This is a genomic window from Parabacteroides sp. AF17-28, from assembly GCF_003479205.1.
Classification (GTDB): domain Bacteria; phylum Bacteroidota; class Bacteroidia; order Bacteroidales; family Tannerellaceae; genus Parabacteroides; species Parabacteroides acidifaciens.
On record NZ_QUGV01000018.1, the window covers coordinates 57020 to 72397 of the forward strand.

Annotated in this window: 9 protein-coding genes; 8 read left to right on the forward strand and 1 reads right to left on the reverse strand. The window is 40.9% G+C overall.

Annotated elements, in window-relative coordinates; genetic code table 11:
* Positions 1 to 280: 280 nt before the first annotated feature.
* The 6 genes from DWW90_RS13560 to DWW90_RS20840 all read left to right on the forward strand — a co-directional run bounded on the left by DWW90_RS13560 (position 281) and on the right by DWW90_RS20840 (position 12175).
* A complete protein-coding gene (locus DWW90_RS13560; RefSeq protein ID WP_122345353.1) occupies positions 281 to 2398 on the forward strand; it encodes a right-handed parallel beta-helix repeat-containing protein in 2118 nt (705 codons plus the stop codon).
* An 86-nt stretch (positions 2399 to 2484) separates the two neighbouring features.
* Positions 2485 to 3054, forward strand: a complete 570-nt coding sequence (locus DWW90_RS13565) for an RNA polymerase sigma-70 factor (protein WP_115499978.1) — start codon at positions 2485 to 2487, stop codon at positions 3052 to 3054.
* Between the two features lie 67 nt (positions 3055 to 3121).
* A complete protein-coding gene (locus tag DWW90_RS13570; protein WP_122345380.1) occupies positions 3122 to 4108 on the forward strand; it encodes a FecR domain-containing protein in 987 nt (328 codons plus the stop codon).
* Positions 4109 to 4251: 143 nt separating this feature from the next.
* Positions 4252 to 7743, forward strand: coding sequence for a SusC/RagA family TonB-linked outer membrane protein (locus tag DWW90_RS13575; protein WP_122345354.1), 3492 nt, complete (start codon positions 4252 to 4254; stop codon positions 7741 to 7743).
* 18 nt (positions 7744 to 7761) lie between these two features.
* Positions 7762 to 9669: a RagB/SusD family nutrient uptake outer membrane protein gene (locus tag DWW90_RS13580; RefSeq protein ID WP_122345355.1), complete on the forward strand. Its 1908-nt coding sequence runs from the start codon at positions 7762 to 7764 to the stop codon at positions 9667 to 9669.
* A gap of 37 nt (positions 9670 to 9706) precedes the next feature.
* Positions 9707 to 12175, forward strand: coding sequence for a glycoside hydrolase family 88 protein (locus DWW90_RS20840; protein WP_233547755.1), 2469 nt, complete (start codon positions 9707 to 9709; stop codon positions 12173 to 12175).
* Between the two features lie 108 nt (positions 12176 to 12283).
* Here the strand turns inward: DWW90_RS20840 and murF are convergent, their stop codons facing one another.
* On the reverse strand, positions 12284 to 13570 hold the full coding sequence (murF, locus tag DWW90_RS13595) for a UDP-N-acetylmuramoyl-tripeptide--D-alanyl-D-alanine ligase (protein ID WP_122345356.1): 1287 nt from the start codon (positions 13568 to 13570) through the stop codon (positions 12284 to 12286).
* Positions 13571 to 13666: 96 nt separating this feature from the next.
* Here murF and folP point away from each other — a divergent pair, with 96 nt between their 5' ends.
* Entirely contained in the window at positions 13667 to 14503 is an 837-nt protein-coding gene (folP, locus tag DWW90_RS13600; protein ID WP_122345357.1) for a dihydropteroate synthase, read from the forward strand.
* A 4-nt stretch (positions 14504 to 14507) separates the two neighbouring features.
* Positions 14508 to 15293, forward strand: coding sequence for a diadenylate cyclase CdaA (gene cdaA, locus DWW90_RS13605; protein ID WP_115499985.1), 786 nt, complete (start codon positions 14508 to 14510; stop codon positions 15291 to 15293).
* Positions 15294 to 15378 lie beyond the last annotated feature (85 nt).

Consider the following 15378-nt stretch of genomic DNA (forward strand, 5'->3'; position numbering starts at 1 on the left):
TAGCCTTTTAGCAATCAAATTGCATGCTTTCCGGAATGACCTTGGCGGCTTGTTCCGTCCGGTGTCAAAGTGAATGGCTAAAACCGTGAAAAGAGTCAATCCAAAATCGATCAAGATTGCGGACGAAATAGAAAAGTGCGCAAAAAGGGGGTTGTTGTAATTTTTTATCCGATTGTGTCAATCACTTGCAGGGGAGTTATTTAAAAGTTTTTGGATATTCTCGAATGAGAGTGAAGATATAAATCGTATATTTAGTCGCTGAACCATAAAACAATATCGTATGAAGTCTATCTTTTTAGCATTTACAATCTGTCTGCTCTCTCAAACACTCGATGCAAGTGTGAAGATTTATGTCTCTCCGCGTGGAGATGATGGCAATACCGGCTCTTTGCATCAACCTTTGGCCACTTTTGAAGGCGCCAGGGATAAAATCAGGGAGTTACGTCTTGATAAGCAGATTACGGATACGGTTTTTGTGGAAGTACAATCCGGAACTTACTATATTTCTCACGCATGGATGCTTACCGGAAAAGATTCCGGAACACCGCAGGCACCGGTGATATTTCGTGGCGATGAAAATGACAGGCCGGTTGTGTGCGGAGGAAAGAAAACGGATCGTTTTGAGGAAGTGACACCCGGGCTTTGGCGTGTTTATATTCCTGAGGTTGCACATTTAGGATTCTATTTCGAACAATTGTATGTGAATGGCCAGCGACGTTTCCGGGCGCAGACCCCTAATAAGGGCGAGTTTGTGAAAGTGAAAAGAATAGAGGAAACGGTTCTGGATGCTTCCGGTTCACAAGGCCCTACTTTTGCCGTACAGAAAATGGTAGTATCGGAGGAATATTTGCCAATCCTGAATGATATCGATAAAAGTGAATGGAATGATGTCCTGATGGTTTTTTATCATAAGTGGGACAATACCCGTAAGCGGGTTGAACATATCAATGCCCTTGATTCGACTATATGTTTTACCGGTGAAGCCATGCGTGTTTATAATAAGATCGACAGCCAAAGTCTTTGTGTCGTGGAAAATTATCGGAAGGCGTTGGACAGTCCGGGCGAGTGGTTTCTGCAACGCGACGGGTATCTGTATTATATCCCTTTACCGGACGAAACGATTGAGGATACGGAATGTGTATATCCTGTTACCGATAAACTTCTAACTATAACCGGAGACGAAGGAAGGGCAGTTTCTTCTGTCCGATTTGAAAATATCTGTTTTGAAGCGACTGCCTATCGTACGCCGCCGGAAGGAAATGAACCTATGCAGGCGGCTGCCGGTATAGATGCTGCCATTATGCTTGACTATGCCAATAATATTGAGTTTGTCAATTGCGATATAGCCCGTACGGGACAGTATGCCATTTGGTTCCGTAAGCATTGTTCCTATTCCAAGGTGGAACATTGCTATCTGTATGATTTAGGAGGAGGCGGTGTTAAAATAGGGGATTATTCTTCGCCTGAATTTATAAAGACAGGGCAGGGGGAGACTGCTGCCACCCATCACATTACTGTGCATAACAATATCATACAGCATGGCGGATATGTGTTCCCCTGTGCGGTCGGAGTGATTATCTTTCATGGAAGCGATAACACTGTTACCCACAATGATATTGCCGATCTCAGATATACGGGCGTTTCCGTCGGTTGGATATGGGGCTATGCGCCGAGTCCGTCCAAACGCAATAAAATCGAATTTAACCGCATTCATCATCTTGGATGGGGAGAGTTGAGCGATATGGGAGGTGTATATACGCTTGGCGCTTCGGAAGGAACAACAGTGAGCAATAACGTGATTCATCATATCCATTCGTTTACTTATGGCGGCTGGGGATTATATACCGACGAGGGCTCTTATGGGGTCTGTATGGAGAATAACCTGGTGTATAAGTGTAAGAGCGCTGGTTTCCATCAACATTACGGGAGGGAAAATGTGATCCGGAACAATATTTTTGCATTCAACTTGCTTTCACAAATGCAACTTACACGCCCGGAAGAACATTTATCCTTTTCGTTTATCAACAATATTATTTATTTCGGCAAAGGTCTTTTGTACATGGATAAAGGAAGTGACTCATGGCTTAAGGCCCAAACCGTCATCGACCGGAACTGCTATTGGGACCGGCGTGCCCCGCAGCCGGATTTTCATGGATTGAGCTTTTCCGACTGGAAAAAGTTAGGGAAAGATAAGCATTCAATAATTGCAGATCCGTTATTTGTTAATCCCGATGCATTCGATTTCAGGTTTAGTAATCCCCGTGTGGCAAAGAAAATAGGTTTTAAGCCTTTTGATTATTCTCGTGCAGGGGTATATGGCGATCAGGAGTGGAAAATGAAGGCTGTGTTGACGGATGAGTTGAAGGAACAGTTTGACGCCTTGCCTGTTTACCAGTAAACGGCTACGTAAACAAAATGTTAAATCATGGACCTGCGGGCGGCATTGTAATATCTTTTGCTTTTCTTTGCAACAATTAAGAGGAGATGATAGTAGAGAAGAAAATATCGCCATATAATTTTGAGGATATATATGTTTCCTATTTTTCACGGATGAAATATTTCGCTTTGGAATATGTATTGTCTGAGGAAGATGCGGAAAATATTGTGCAGGATGTGTTTACCGAACTGTGGGAAAAGAAAGAAATACTTACTTATAATATCAATCTGGTCGCATTCCTTTTTACTTCGATTAAAAATAAATGCATCGATCTGTTGCGCCATCGGGTTGTTGTGCAAGAAGCTGTCAGCGTGATGCAAGAAGAGTATCAGGCAACTTTGCGTGTGAAGCTTGCTTCTCTGGAATTGTTTGACCAATCTATGCTTTTGGAACAAGATATTGAAAGAATTATTACGGAGGCAATAGATTCATTGCCCGAAAAATGCCGGGAAATATTTATTAAAAGTAAAATAGAGGGAAAGAAGCAGAAAGAAATAGCCGAAGAACTGAATATATCGCTTAAAACAGTTGAAAACCAGATGAATATTGCCTATAAGAAGATCCGGGTCGAATTAAAAGATTATCTCCCCTTGCTGATATTTTTATTTGCTAATTAAAAAAGGCATTAACTTCTTTGGGGGTTTTTGCCTCTTGATTCGTTTATTAGAGACAAAAGCGGAAAATATGAACGAACGAATATATAAATACTTTTATGAAGAACTTTCCCCGGAGGAGCGTTTATCCCTGTTGCATGATGTTGAAGCGTGTGAGGACCTGAAAAGGCAATTTGCCGAATATCAGAATCAATATGCTTTGCTGAACTTGGGGCTTCAGATGCAAAACAAGATAATGGGCAGGCAGAAATTCGATCAGTTCATTTTGCAGAAACAGCGTTATAAGGTACGGAAGCAATGGTTCCGTAGGATAGGATATGCTGCGGCGGTATTAGTCTTGATCATTTCTTCAAGTCTTTTGACCTATTGGTCTATGCGGTCGGAACTGTCTGATGATTTATCGGCAAATGTGATGAACACCTTGTACACTCCTGCCGGACAACGGGCGCAATTAGTGTTGCAGGATGGAACGGAGGTTTGGTTGAATGCGAAGTCGAAATTAACTTATCCGGCCCGGTTTACAGGTGAAAAAAGACAAGTAGAGGTAGAAGGAGAAGCATTCTTTAAAGTGGCAAAAGATCCTTCCAAACCTTTTATTGTTTCTACGCATGATGTTAACATGAAGGTCTTAGGCACTCAGTTTAATGTCTATAGCTATCCGGAAGCCGGATATGTGCAGACCAGCTTATTGGAAGGTTCTGTCCGTGTGTCCTTTTCGGGTAAGGATAGCGAAGGGATTCTTTTAAAGCCGGACCAGCAGGTGACTGTTTCAAATGGCAAAATGAAAGTTGAAAAGATCCGCTTGCAGGATCATTTTCTGTGGCGTGATGGTATTTATGCTTTCGAGAATGAGCCTTTGATTGATATATTGAAAAAGATGGAACTTTATTATGATGTGAAGATCATCATAGAGGATACTTCCTTATTCAAAGAAACCTATACCGGTAAATTCAGGCAACGCGATAGCTTGGACGATGTATTCCGTGTATTACAACAGATACGGAAATTTAAAGTGGAAAAAGATATTGAACGAAATACAGTGACCTTAAAAAAATAGCATGTCAAACATTAAAATTTATAGCCTATGATGAAAGAACAGTAGAATAAAAAACAAAAGCGGCAGAAGCTACCAACAACTGCCGCCGGAGTTAAAGCAAACACAAGTCGTAATTTTTAGTATTCACTTTAAACTGTAAGCAAATGTACATAAAAACTTTGTTATATGCCTTTATTGTGCATAATAAACACATTAAAAATATTGTAAGGATTATGAGGATATCACTTTTCTTATTGTTTGTATGTGTGTGCCAGCTGATGGCAGAAGAGGCTGGAGCTCAAAATGTTGGGATCAAACTCAGCCGGAATAGCATGACGATTCGTCAACTAATAAAAGAAATCGAAGCACAAACTGATTATTTGGTGGTGTTTAGAAATCAAGATGTGGATGTCAATAAAGTAATTTCATTCAAGCAACAAAAAACGAAAGTTTCGGATCTTAATAAAATCTCTCTGGAAGATGTGCTCAAAAATTCGTTTGAAGGAACAAATATAAAATATGTATTTGATGGTTCTTACATATTATTTTCTCCTAAAGATGGGGTGGAGCTTATGTTATCCGGTGCACAGCAAAAAAATATTGTTTCAGGTACGGTTACTGATAATCGTGGCGAAGCAATTATAGGCGCAAATATTGTAGTCAAAGGAAGTACGTCTGTTGGGACCATTACCGATGTTGATGGGAATTTTTCTATGCAAGTACCCGATAAAGCTGTTTTGGTCATATCATATATTGGATATTTGTCACAAGAAATAGAAGTGAAGGATAGACGCCCTATACGTGTTGTACTAATTGAAGACACACAAGCCTTGGAAGAGGTTGTCGTAATTGGTTACGGAACCGCGAAACGTCGTGACTTGACTGGGGCTATTGCAAGTGTGAAAGCAGAAAAAATGGAAGTGGAGGCTCCTCGCGATATAACAGATCTTATGCGTGGAACAGCTGCCGGTTTGAATGTTGGAATGTCGACATCTGCAAAGGGAGATTTGACACCTCAAGTGCGTGGAGTAAATACATTGACCGCAGGATCGAGTCCGACGATTGTTGTAGATGGGGTTATTTATTATGGTTCTTTGTCTGATATAAATACCAATGATGTGGCGAGCATTGATGTTTTGAAAGATGCAAGTTCTGCTGCTGTATATGGTTCGCAAGCTGCTAATGGGGTTATTGTGATTACAACAAAGAAAGGTAAAGGTAAAAAGGATGGTTCCGCGACTGTTACTTTTAATGCAAATGTAGGTTTTGTTCAATCTGCAAATCAAATGCCTATTTTGGACGGTGAAGGATATTTAAAATACAGGCAGGATTATCAAATGGGAAATAGTTCAAGTGACTACTTGACGAAATATCCCGAAATTTATACGAGCCCTTTTAAGTTGGACGGAACAGGTGTTAATCCTTTAGATTGGTATAATTATAATCAAAAAATGCCGGTATCATCTGTTTCAGATGAGGAACTGACACGTGCATGGCTTTCCAGATTACAACTTTATACGCCGGAAATTGATAACTATATAGCAGGAATAGAGACAAACTGGGCCGATCTTGTTCTTCATAAAGGTTTACAGCAGGATTATACGGTAAGTGTATCTAATCGGACGGATAAAGTAAACTACCATTGGTCGTTAGGTTATGTAGATCGGAATGGTATAATAGTAGGGGATGATTATAAGAATCTTCGTACTCGGTTGAATCTCGATTCTAAGATAACAAATTTTCTAACGATTGGGATGAATGCTAATTTTGCTATCCGGGATGAAAGTTCACAATCGGTAGACTGGAAAGCAATGGCAAAAAATTCACCTTATGCATCTAATAATTTAGACGATATTGAAAGCCTGTACCGCTATTATGTGGCAGGAGACAATATGACAACGAACCCTTTGTATCCGCGTGAATACAGAGATCAAACAAAAAAATATTATTCATTGAATGCAAATTTATATGCAAAAGTTCAATTACCCTTTGGCATTGAATATCAGTTGAATTATACTCCTTATTTGCAGTGGTATCATCGATTTTATCATCAATATGCGGATAGTGAGGTCGAAACTAAAGGGGGAACATCTGAACGTCAGCACGATATTAAGTCGCATTGGACTGTAGATAATATACTCCGGTGGAAAAAGGAATTTAATAAAGAACATAATTTAGAGTTGACTTTATTGGCTAATGCTGAGAAAAAAGAAACTTGGTCAACTATTGCATCAACTTATGATTTTAATCCGAGTGATGTTTTAGGATATCATAATCTGTCTTCAGGTTTAAATCCAACCAATCAAAGCTCTGATACATATTGGACAGGGGATGCTTTAATGGCACGTGTTTTTTATTCCTTTCAAAATAAATATATGTTGACAGCTTCGGTTCGTCGAGATGGTTATTCTGCATTCGGCATTAATAATAAAAGGGCTACTTTTCCATCTGTTGCACTTGGGTATGTTTTTACATCGGAGAAGTTTATGGAAGGAGCAAACCGTTGGCTAAACTATGGAAAACTTCGTTTTTCTTGGGGACAGAACGGAAATCGTGATATCGGTCAATATGCTGCATTATCTAATATGAAAACGAATCCTTTGACTTATATTGGGACGGACGGCACTGTTTACACTTCGACTTATATTTATGTAAATACAATGGCTAATAATAATTTACGATGGGAACGGACAGAGTCTTATAATTTAGGATTGGATTTTTCTTTATTCAATGATATTATTGGTGGTTCATTAGAAGTTTATTCAGGAACAACAAAAGACTTGTTGGTAGAACGTTCTTTGCCAAGCATAACAGGCTTTGCTAATGTTACGGCAAATTTAGGAAAGCTTAGAAATAAAGGGTTGGAATTGACATTGAATGCAAATATTTTTAGGCAGGATAATTTTGAATGGTCTGCCTCTTCAACGTTTTCCATGAACAGAAGAAAGATTGTTACACTTTATGGAGATATGGAGGATATTTTGGATGGTAATGGAAATGTAGTAGGAAAAAAAGAATCGGATGATCCGAATAATGAGTGGTTTATCGGACAAGATCCGGATCGGATATGGGCCTACGAGCGTTTGGGTGTATGGCAGTTGGGAGAAGAAAAAGAGGCTGCAATTTATGGTTGTAAACCTGGTGATTTTAAATATAAAGATCAAAATGGAGATGGAGTTATGAATACAGAGGATAAGGTATTTCAAGGATACAAAACACCTCGTTATCGTTGGTCTATGAGAAATGATTTTACGATACATAAGGATTTTACAGTATCTTTTACAATGTATTCTTACTTTGGACATTATGGCGCATTTAACGAAGCTGCAAATTATAATAGTGGCTCTCCTTACAAATTTTCATCCTATGATATGCCTCGCTGGACCAAAGATAATCCGACCAATGATTATGCAAGAATCAGTTCTTATAATGCGGGAACTAACTGGGTGAAAAAATCTTTTTTACGTTTGGATAATGTTTCCGTTTCATATAATGTACCTAAACACTTCCTGCAGAAGTTTTCAGTTCAAAGTATGAGATTGACTCTTACGGCCCGTAATGTTGCTGTTTGGTCTCCTCATTGGACTTTCTGGGATCCGGAAAATGGCAGTTTGTCTCCGAGATCGTTTAATTTGGGTATAAACTTTACATTATAATTTTAAACAGAATAGATTATGGAAATTAATAGATATAAAATGAAACTTTTGGTTTGTGCCGCAATATCGCTTTTTGGATGTAGTGATGGTTGGCTGGATACAAAACCATTATCAATCTATACTCCCGAAAATTCATATGTTGATGCTGCTGGATTCGAATCGGCTTTAGGAGCATGCATGAGGAATATTGTTAGTGAATTTTATGGTGATGGAGCACCTATAGTAACAGAAATGATACAATCGGATATCTGCGTGGACGGAACAACCAATAAGACCGGGCCACAACAAGATATGGATCAAGCTCTTCTTCCAAGTGCAAAATTAACAGGAACAGATTATACGCAGGTTGGTTGGTTTTGGACTTACACTTATAATGTTGTTAAATATTGTAATACGGTTATTTCTCGAATAGATGATATTGAATGGCAAAACCCAGAGGATCGTAATCATATATTAGGGTCTGCTTTTTTTCATCGAGCTTATCGTTATTATAGAGCTGTACACCAATTTGGGAACGTGCCATTCTTGGATGAAGAGCTTACAGAACCTAAAACAGATTATTATTCGAGCGATAGATGGAGCATTTTAGAGCGTCTATATTCTGATATGGAATTTGCTTATAAATGGGTACGTGTTGAAGCTGAACGAGGAAAAGTAAATAAAGATGCTTGTGGGGTTTTGTTGATGAAAATATGTATGAGTTTAGGAAAGTTTGATCGGGCTATTGAAATAGGAAATGAAATTGTAGCCAATCATCCTTTAATGACAGAACGTTTTACATCGAACAAAAATAAGACTCGAACAAATCTGATGCATGACTTACATAGTGTGGAAGCCAAGTTGGATATGAGTAATACAGAGGGGATTTTTTATACTTCTTCTTATCCGGATATAGACGGTTCTGTACGTATTTATACAATGAGGTGCGGGGTCCCTTCTTGGAACACAGGGGGCCAGGGAACTATAACACCTGATGGAAAAACGGGTACTGCCTGGAATGTTTCGGCCATAGCAGATGATGTACGTGAGGATCCGGATTTGGATATTAATCGTGTGTATGGGCGTGGTACAGGTAAAGCGAGACCGACCAATTATTTTCAATATGAGATTTGGGGTGAGAAAGAAAAAAATGATTTGAGAGGGGTTTATAATCGCGATAGCTGGAGACGAACGGAAGATTTGAAGTATAATAATCCGGATTTAAAGAAATCAGGAAACTCCTGGTATAGGAAAAATCTACAAAAAAATGCGAATATCAGTGTGAATGATTCCATTATGTGTTGGTTTCAATGGCCACATTATAAATTATTTGTTCCCGAGAAAGAAACGGTTACACAATGGTATGGAGGAGAGACTCCCTGGTACATCTATCGATCAGCGGAAGTTTATTTGATGCTGGGAGAATGTTATTACTGGAAAGATATGAAAACTCAAGCTGCAGAAATGTTGAATGTCGTACGTACCCGTGCTGGCGCTGATCCGTTGACGGCTGCAGATATTAATATCGGAGAAATATTAAACGAACGTGCACGAGAATTGTATTATGAAGAATTACGCCATGTTGAATTAGTGCGTATAGCATATACTTATGCAAAATTTGGTAAAACTTGCGAAGTGTTTAATCGTACATATTCATTGGAAAATTTCTCCGGTCCCGGAGGAATTGGTGCGAATGTGAAGGAGCCAGGAGTTAATTTTTGGTGGGATTGGGTAATGTCTAAGAATAATTTCTATAGAGAACATATTACGACTTCGTGGTATACTTATCAGATAAGTGTTCATCATGTTTTATGGCCAATTCCTGAAGAAGCTATTGTGTCGAACGTAAATGGAGTGATTAATCAGAATATTGGTTATCCTGGAGCAGAGAAGAATGCTGAGCTGTTAACAGTTGTTCCTGTATCTCCGCAAATTGAAGGGTATTAATGATTGAATAAGAAATTTATATTAATACATTATGAAGATGAAAAAAATATTATTGTTTCTCTTTTTATTAAGCTTTTGTTCTCTTTCTGCGCAAAAGAAAGGTGAATATAGTAACTATAAAATAGATGGATATAGACCCATATGGTTCGATCTGGGCCAGAAATCCGAATATGGTTCTAAATATTCAGGAGGGCTGGGAACTTATACGGTAAAGCATAACCCAATGGCTATATACTCTCCGGAAACCAATAAAACATTTTTTGTTTTTGGTGGAACTATTGATAAGAATGAGAGGTATCTACTTTGTATGATAGGTTGTTATGACCATGCAACTGGTAAAGTCTGTAAGCCGACAGTCGTTTATGATAAACAAGGCGTAGATGACCCACATGATAATCCTGCTCTTTTGATTGACGAGAAGGGATATTTATGGGTCTATGTTGCAGGACGGGGAAATCATCGCCCCGGATTTATATATAAGAGTGTGAAACCTTATGATATTTCAATGTTTGAATCGACAGGTTTTAAAGATATAATGGCTTATCCTCAGCCTCGCTTGGTGGAAGGACAAGGGCATTTTATGTTTTGTACCCGTTATGATGGTGTTCGGCGATTGTTTTACCGAACTTCTCCAGATGGATTACAGTGGAGTGATTATCATCAGATTGCATCCATTATTCCGGAGGGAGAAAACAAGTCTGGACATTATCAGATTACAGGTCAGTATGGAAATAAACTGGTGACGACTTTTAATCGTCATAAAAACGGAGATTGTGATACTCGTACAAATATGTATTATTTGCAAACAGTAGATTTTGGGAAAACTTGGACTCTGGCCGATGGTACTCCAATTGAGTTACCGATTGTGGATAAAGACAGTCCGTGTCGGGTTATAGATGCTGAATCAAAAGGGCAAAATCTTTATATTAAAGATGTTAATTTTGATAAGAACGGGAATGCAATAGTACTGTATTTAACCAGTTATGGTCATTTACCAGGGCCTAAACATGGGCCTCGCGAATGGTTCGTTGCCTACTGGACAGGTAGAGAATGGGTACAATATCCGATTACGACCTCAACTCATAACTATGATTCAGGAAGCCTTTATGTGGAGGGGGATCTTTGGAGAGTCATAGCCCCGACTGGAGTAGGACCTCAACATTGGGGTACTGGTGGAGAAGTTGAATCATGGATAAGTACGAATGCAGGTAAAACATGGGAAAAAGAGCGTGTATATACGAAAGATAGTCCTCGTAATCATTCGTATATGCGTCGTCCGGTAAATGCGATAGATCCGTTCTATACATATTGGGCAGATGGAAATCCTGATTGTCTGAGTATATCAAACTTTTATTTTGCCGATTCGAAGGGCCATGTTTATCGTCTACCTTATAATATGAGGGAAGAATGGGAAAGGCCTGAATATGTAGATTATGCATCTAATCTATCACATCTGGATATTCAAAATAATGCTCATTTATTTAAGAAGAATTATATTAGGAAGATGATGATTAAAGTAACAGACTGGCAGTTAGAGCACCCTCGGCATAAACAAACGGATTGGACGAATGGAGCTTTTTATGCAGGAGTGTATGCTGCATGGGAGACAACTCTTTCTAAAAAGATATATAATGCAATGATGGCAGTAGGGAATGATTCAACTCAGTGGCAACCCGGGAAACGTTGGTTTCATGCAGATGATATAGCAATCAGCCAGATGTATATTGATTTATATCGTAAAGAGAAGCGTCCTGAAATGTTAAAGGCTACTATTGATGCGTTAGCACGTTTTCAAAAAGAACCTTATCCGACCTCGGGGAAAAAAGATATAATAAAATGGTGGTGGTGTGATGCTTTATTCATGGCACCTCCAACATTAGTAAAATTGGGGATTGTAACAAATGATAATTCGTATTTAGAATATAGTGATAAATGTTTTAAAGAGTGTTATGATTTACTGTACAATAAGAAAGAACATCTTTTTGCTCGTGATTTAGGATATGTTATTAAAGGGACTAAAGAGGATAGAAAGGAAGCTAATGGGAAATTGATTTTTTGGGGACGTGGCAATGGTTGGGTTATGGGAGGCTTGGTCCGCATATTACAAGAATTGCCTGCTAATTATCCGAAACGAAGCTTTTATGAACAATTATTCAAGGAAATGGCTGCTCGTATCGTCTCTTTACAACAGGCAGATGGTTTGTGGAGGGCGAGTCTCCTTGACCCGGAGTCTTATCCAGGAGGAGAAGTCAGCGGTTCTGGCTTTTTCTGCTACGCTTTAGCTTGGGGTGTTAATAGTGGATTATTAAAAGAAGAACTCTATTTGAATGCGGCGAAAAAAGCATGGATTGGATTAAATAGATGTGTAAATGAAGATGGGCGTGTTGGATGGGTACAACCAATTGGAGCGGATCCGAGGAAAAACTTTTCGGCAGATAGTTGGGAGGTTTATGGTTCCGGCGCTTTTTTATTAGCTGGAAGTGAAATGATACATCTGTCTAAGTAATTTTTTAAAGAGAGAGTGTCTTTTGTTTGTGTTATTGCGGACTTGACTCATTAGCTTAATAGTCACAAGTTAATGAGTCAAGCCTGCAATAATATACATCGAAGATTTCTATAAAATTTCTGCCATATTTTCTAATCTCATAGAATGCGACCCCTTTATCAATACATGATACCCTTTCAGCGGATTCTTGCGCAGGGCTTCGATCAGGTCTTCTGTTGTGGCGAAGGTGGCGAAGTCGTTGCCGGCGGCTTTTTGGAAATGTTCGCCGCAGAGGAATACTTTGTCGTAGTTGCCTTCTTTGATGCGGGCGATGACTTCGGCGTGGAGCTCGTCGCTTGTCGGGCCCAGTTCGCGCATGTCACCCAAGATTAATGCTTTGGGGGAAACGAGCATTGCGGCAAAATTGTCCAGGGCGACTTTCATGCTGCTGGGGTTTGCGTTATAGGCATCTATGATCAGTTCGTTCTTGTCGGTTTTTTTGAGTTGCGAACGGTTGTTTGTCGGTTCATAAGCGGCAATGGCACGGCTGATGCGCTCTGCCGGGATCTTGAAGAAGCGGCCGACAGCAACGGCTGCTAACGCGTTGTCCAGGTTGTAACCGCCGATCAGGTGGGTTTCCACTGTGTGGATCTTACCCTGCTGTTTCCACTCGAAGGTCAGATACGGATTGCTGCTGACCACACATCCCCAGGCAAAGGCCGTGTCGTCGGAACCATACGTGACCTGTTCGATCCCTTTGGCGATCTCCGTCAGGTATTTGTTGTCCTGGTTGATGAATATCTTGTTCTTTGTACGGCGTATATAATCGTATAGCTCACCTTTCGTCTTGATTATATTCTCGAATGAGCCGAAACCTTCCAGATGGGCGCGACCGACGTTGGTGATGATGCCGTAGTTCGGTTGTACGATATCCACAAGCTCTTTGATGTCGCCCGGATGGCTGGCACCCATTTCGATCACGGCCATCTCATGCTCATGCGTCAGACGGAGTAAGGTGAGCGGTACACCGATCTGGTTGTTGAGGTTGCCTTCGGTGTAGAGCAGATTGTATTTTGTCGATAAGACTGCCGCCAACAATTCTTTGGTGGTCGTCTTCCCGTTTGTACCGGTGATGCCGATAATGGGACAGCCGATTGCTTTGCGGTGGCGGTGCGCCAATTGCTGTAAAGCCGTCAACACGTCGTCCACCAGGATCGTACGCTCTCCGATGAAATAGTCCGGGTTGTCTATTACTGCATACACGCAACCGGAGGCCAATGCCTTTTCTGCATATTGGTTGCCATCGAATTTCTCACCTTTCAGGGCAAAGAAGATGGAGCCACGCGGACAGTTACGGCTGTCTGTTGTTATTTTCGGATTGTGTATAAACAATTCATAAAGTTCTGAAATAGTCATAGCATATTCTCCTTTGCAAATTCTATAAGAGTTATTTCGCGCAAATGTAGTGATTTAATGTATTTACCTTTATCTTTGCCGGAAAGAAAAATAAGAATGTTGCATAAAACGCTCAATATTAGAGGAACGCTTACCTCGCTCGAAACACCGTTGGTGATGGGAATATTGAATATCACGCCCGATTCTTTCTATGCCGACAGCCGGAAACAGACCGAGGCAGCTATTGAAGAACGCATACAGACGATTTTGTCCGAAGGAGGACAAATAATCGATATCGGGGGATATTCTTCGCGTCCGGATGCGGTGGAAGTTTCACCGGAAGAGGAGATGAGCCGGTTGGCTTTCGCTTTGAAGATATTAAACGTGCATTATCCCGATACGCCTTTGTCCGTCGATACCTTCCGGGCGGATGTTGCCCGCCGGTGCGTCGAGGAATACGGCGTTGCGATTGTCAATGATATTTCGGGCGGCGAGCTGGATCGCGAAATGTTCGATACGGTTGCCCGTTTGCATGTGCCTTATATCATGATGCATATGCGGGGTACTCCCCAGACGATGCAGCAGCATACGGATTATACGGACATGATGGAGGAAATCATGTTGTATTTTGCCGGTAAAGTCCGCCGTCTCCGCCTATTGGGTGTGAATGATATCATCCTGGACCCCGGTTTCGGCTTCAGCAAGACGGTGGACCAGAATTATGCTTTGATGAGCCATTTGCGCGAGTTCGGCGAGTTTGGCCTTCCCCTGCTGGTCGGTGTTTCCCGCAAGAGCATGATCTATAAGTTTCTGGGCGGCACACCCGCCGACAGCCTGAACGGGACAACCGTTCTCAACACTTTCGCCCTGATGAACGGAGCGGATATTCTGCGGGTACATGATGTGCGGGCGGCGGTGGAAGCAGTGAAGATTGTTAATCAGTTGAAACAATAAAACTATGTGGATGAATTTCGGAGTAAAAGACCTGATCGATGTCTTGTTGGTGGCTTTCTTTTTGTATCAGACGTATAAGCTGATGAAGAATTCCGGAACATTAGCTATCTTTAGTGGGGTCGTGTCGTTTATCGTTGTCTGGATTCTGGTTTCCCAGGTGCTGGAAATGCGTCTGATGGGAGCCATACTCGATAAGTTTATCAGTGTCGGTTTCCTGGTGCTGGTGATCCTGTTCCAGGATGAGATACGCCGTTTCTTAGTGGCGCTCGGTTCGCACCGGGGATGGAAATTCCTGGGAAAAATCTTTACCAAGAAGAGCCATGAGAATGAAAACGAAGGGAAATTTATCGCTCCGGTTGTCCTGGCCTGTATGAATATGGCGAAGAAAAAGACCGGTGCCCTGATTTGTATCCAGCAGGATGTGGATCTGACCGTTTACGAGCATACAGGTGAGATGTTCAATGCCGATGTCAATGCCCGCCTGATCGAGAATATCTTTTTCAAGAACAGTCCTTTGCATGATGGGGCGATGATCATCGCCGACAACCGCATCAAGGCGGCAGGCTGTATTCTTCCGGTAGCCCAGAACGCCAACCTGCCGAAAGACATGGGACTCCGCCACCGTTCCGGACTGGGAATGTCGCTCGAGACCGATGCTTTGGTAATCATCGTTTCCGAGGAACGAGGCAAGATATCGGTAGCCCATAATGGCAAGATAGAAGTAAACGTCACAGCTGAAGATTTGCAACAAATCCTGTCGGGAGAGAAAGAAGTGACAAATTATTGTTAAATGTTCTGAAACTGGCAGGTCGGCTTATAAATATTTTGCCGGTTTTGCAAACTCCATATTACATTTTGCCTACTTTTGTACCCGA

What these genes read in the sequence shown, in the direction of transcription:
- murF (WP_122345356.1), bottom strand. Translation starts at nt 13,570, where the DNA reads ATGACTATTTCAGAACTTTATGAATTGTTTATACACAATCCGAAAATA.
- cdaA (WP_115499985.1), top strand. Translation starts at nt 14,508, where the DNA reads ATGTGGATGAATTTCGGAGTAAAAGACCTGATCGATGTCTTGTTGGTG.
- DWW90_RS20840 (WP_233547755.1), top strand. Translation starts at nt 9,707, where the DNA reads ATGAAAAAAATATTATTGTTTCTCTTTTTATTAAGCTTTTGTTCTCTT.
- DWW90_RS13580 (WP_122345355.1), top strand. Translation starts at nt 7,762, where the DNA reads ATGGAAATTAATAGATATAAAATGAAACTTTTGGTTTGTGCCGCAATA.
- DWW90_RS13575 (WP_122345354.1), top strand. Translation starts at nt 4,252, where the DNA reads ATGTACATAAAAACTTTGTTATATGCCTTTATTGTGCATAATAAACAC.
- DWW90_RS13560 (WP_122345353.1), top strand. Translation starts at nt 281, where the DNA reads ATGAAGTCTATCTTTTTAGCATTTACAATCTGTCTGCTCTCTCAAACA.
- DWW90_RS13570 (WP_122345380.1), top strand. Translation starts at nt 3,122, where the DNA reads ATGAACGAACGAATATATAAATACTTTTATGAAGAACTTTCCCCGGAG.
- folP (WP_122345357.1), top strand. Translation starts at nt 13,667, where the DNA reads ATGTTGCATAAAACGCTCAATATTAGAGGAACGCTTACCTCGCTCGAA.
- DWW90_RS13565 (WP_115499978.1), top strand. Translation starts at nt 2,485, where the DNA reads ATGATAGTAGAGAAGAAAATATCGCCATATAATTTTGAGGATATATAT.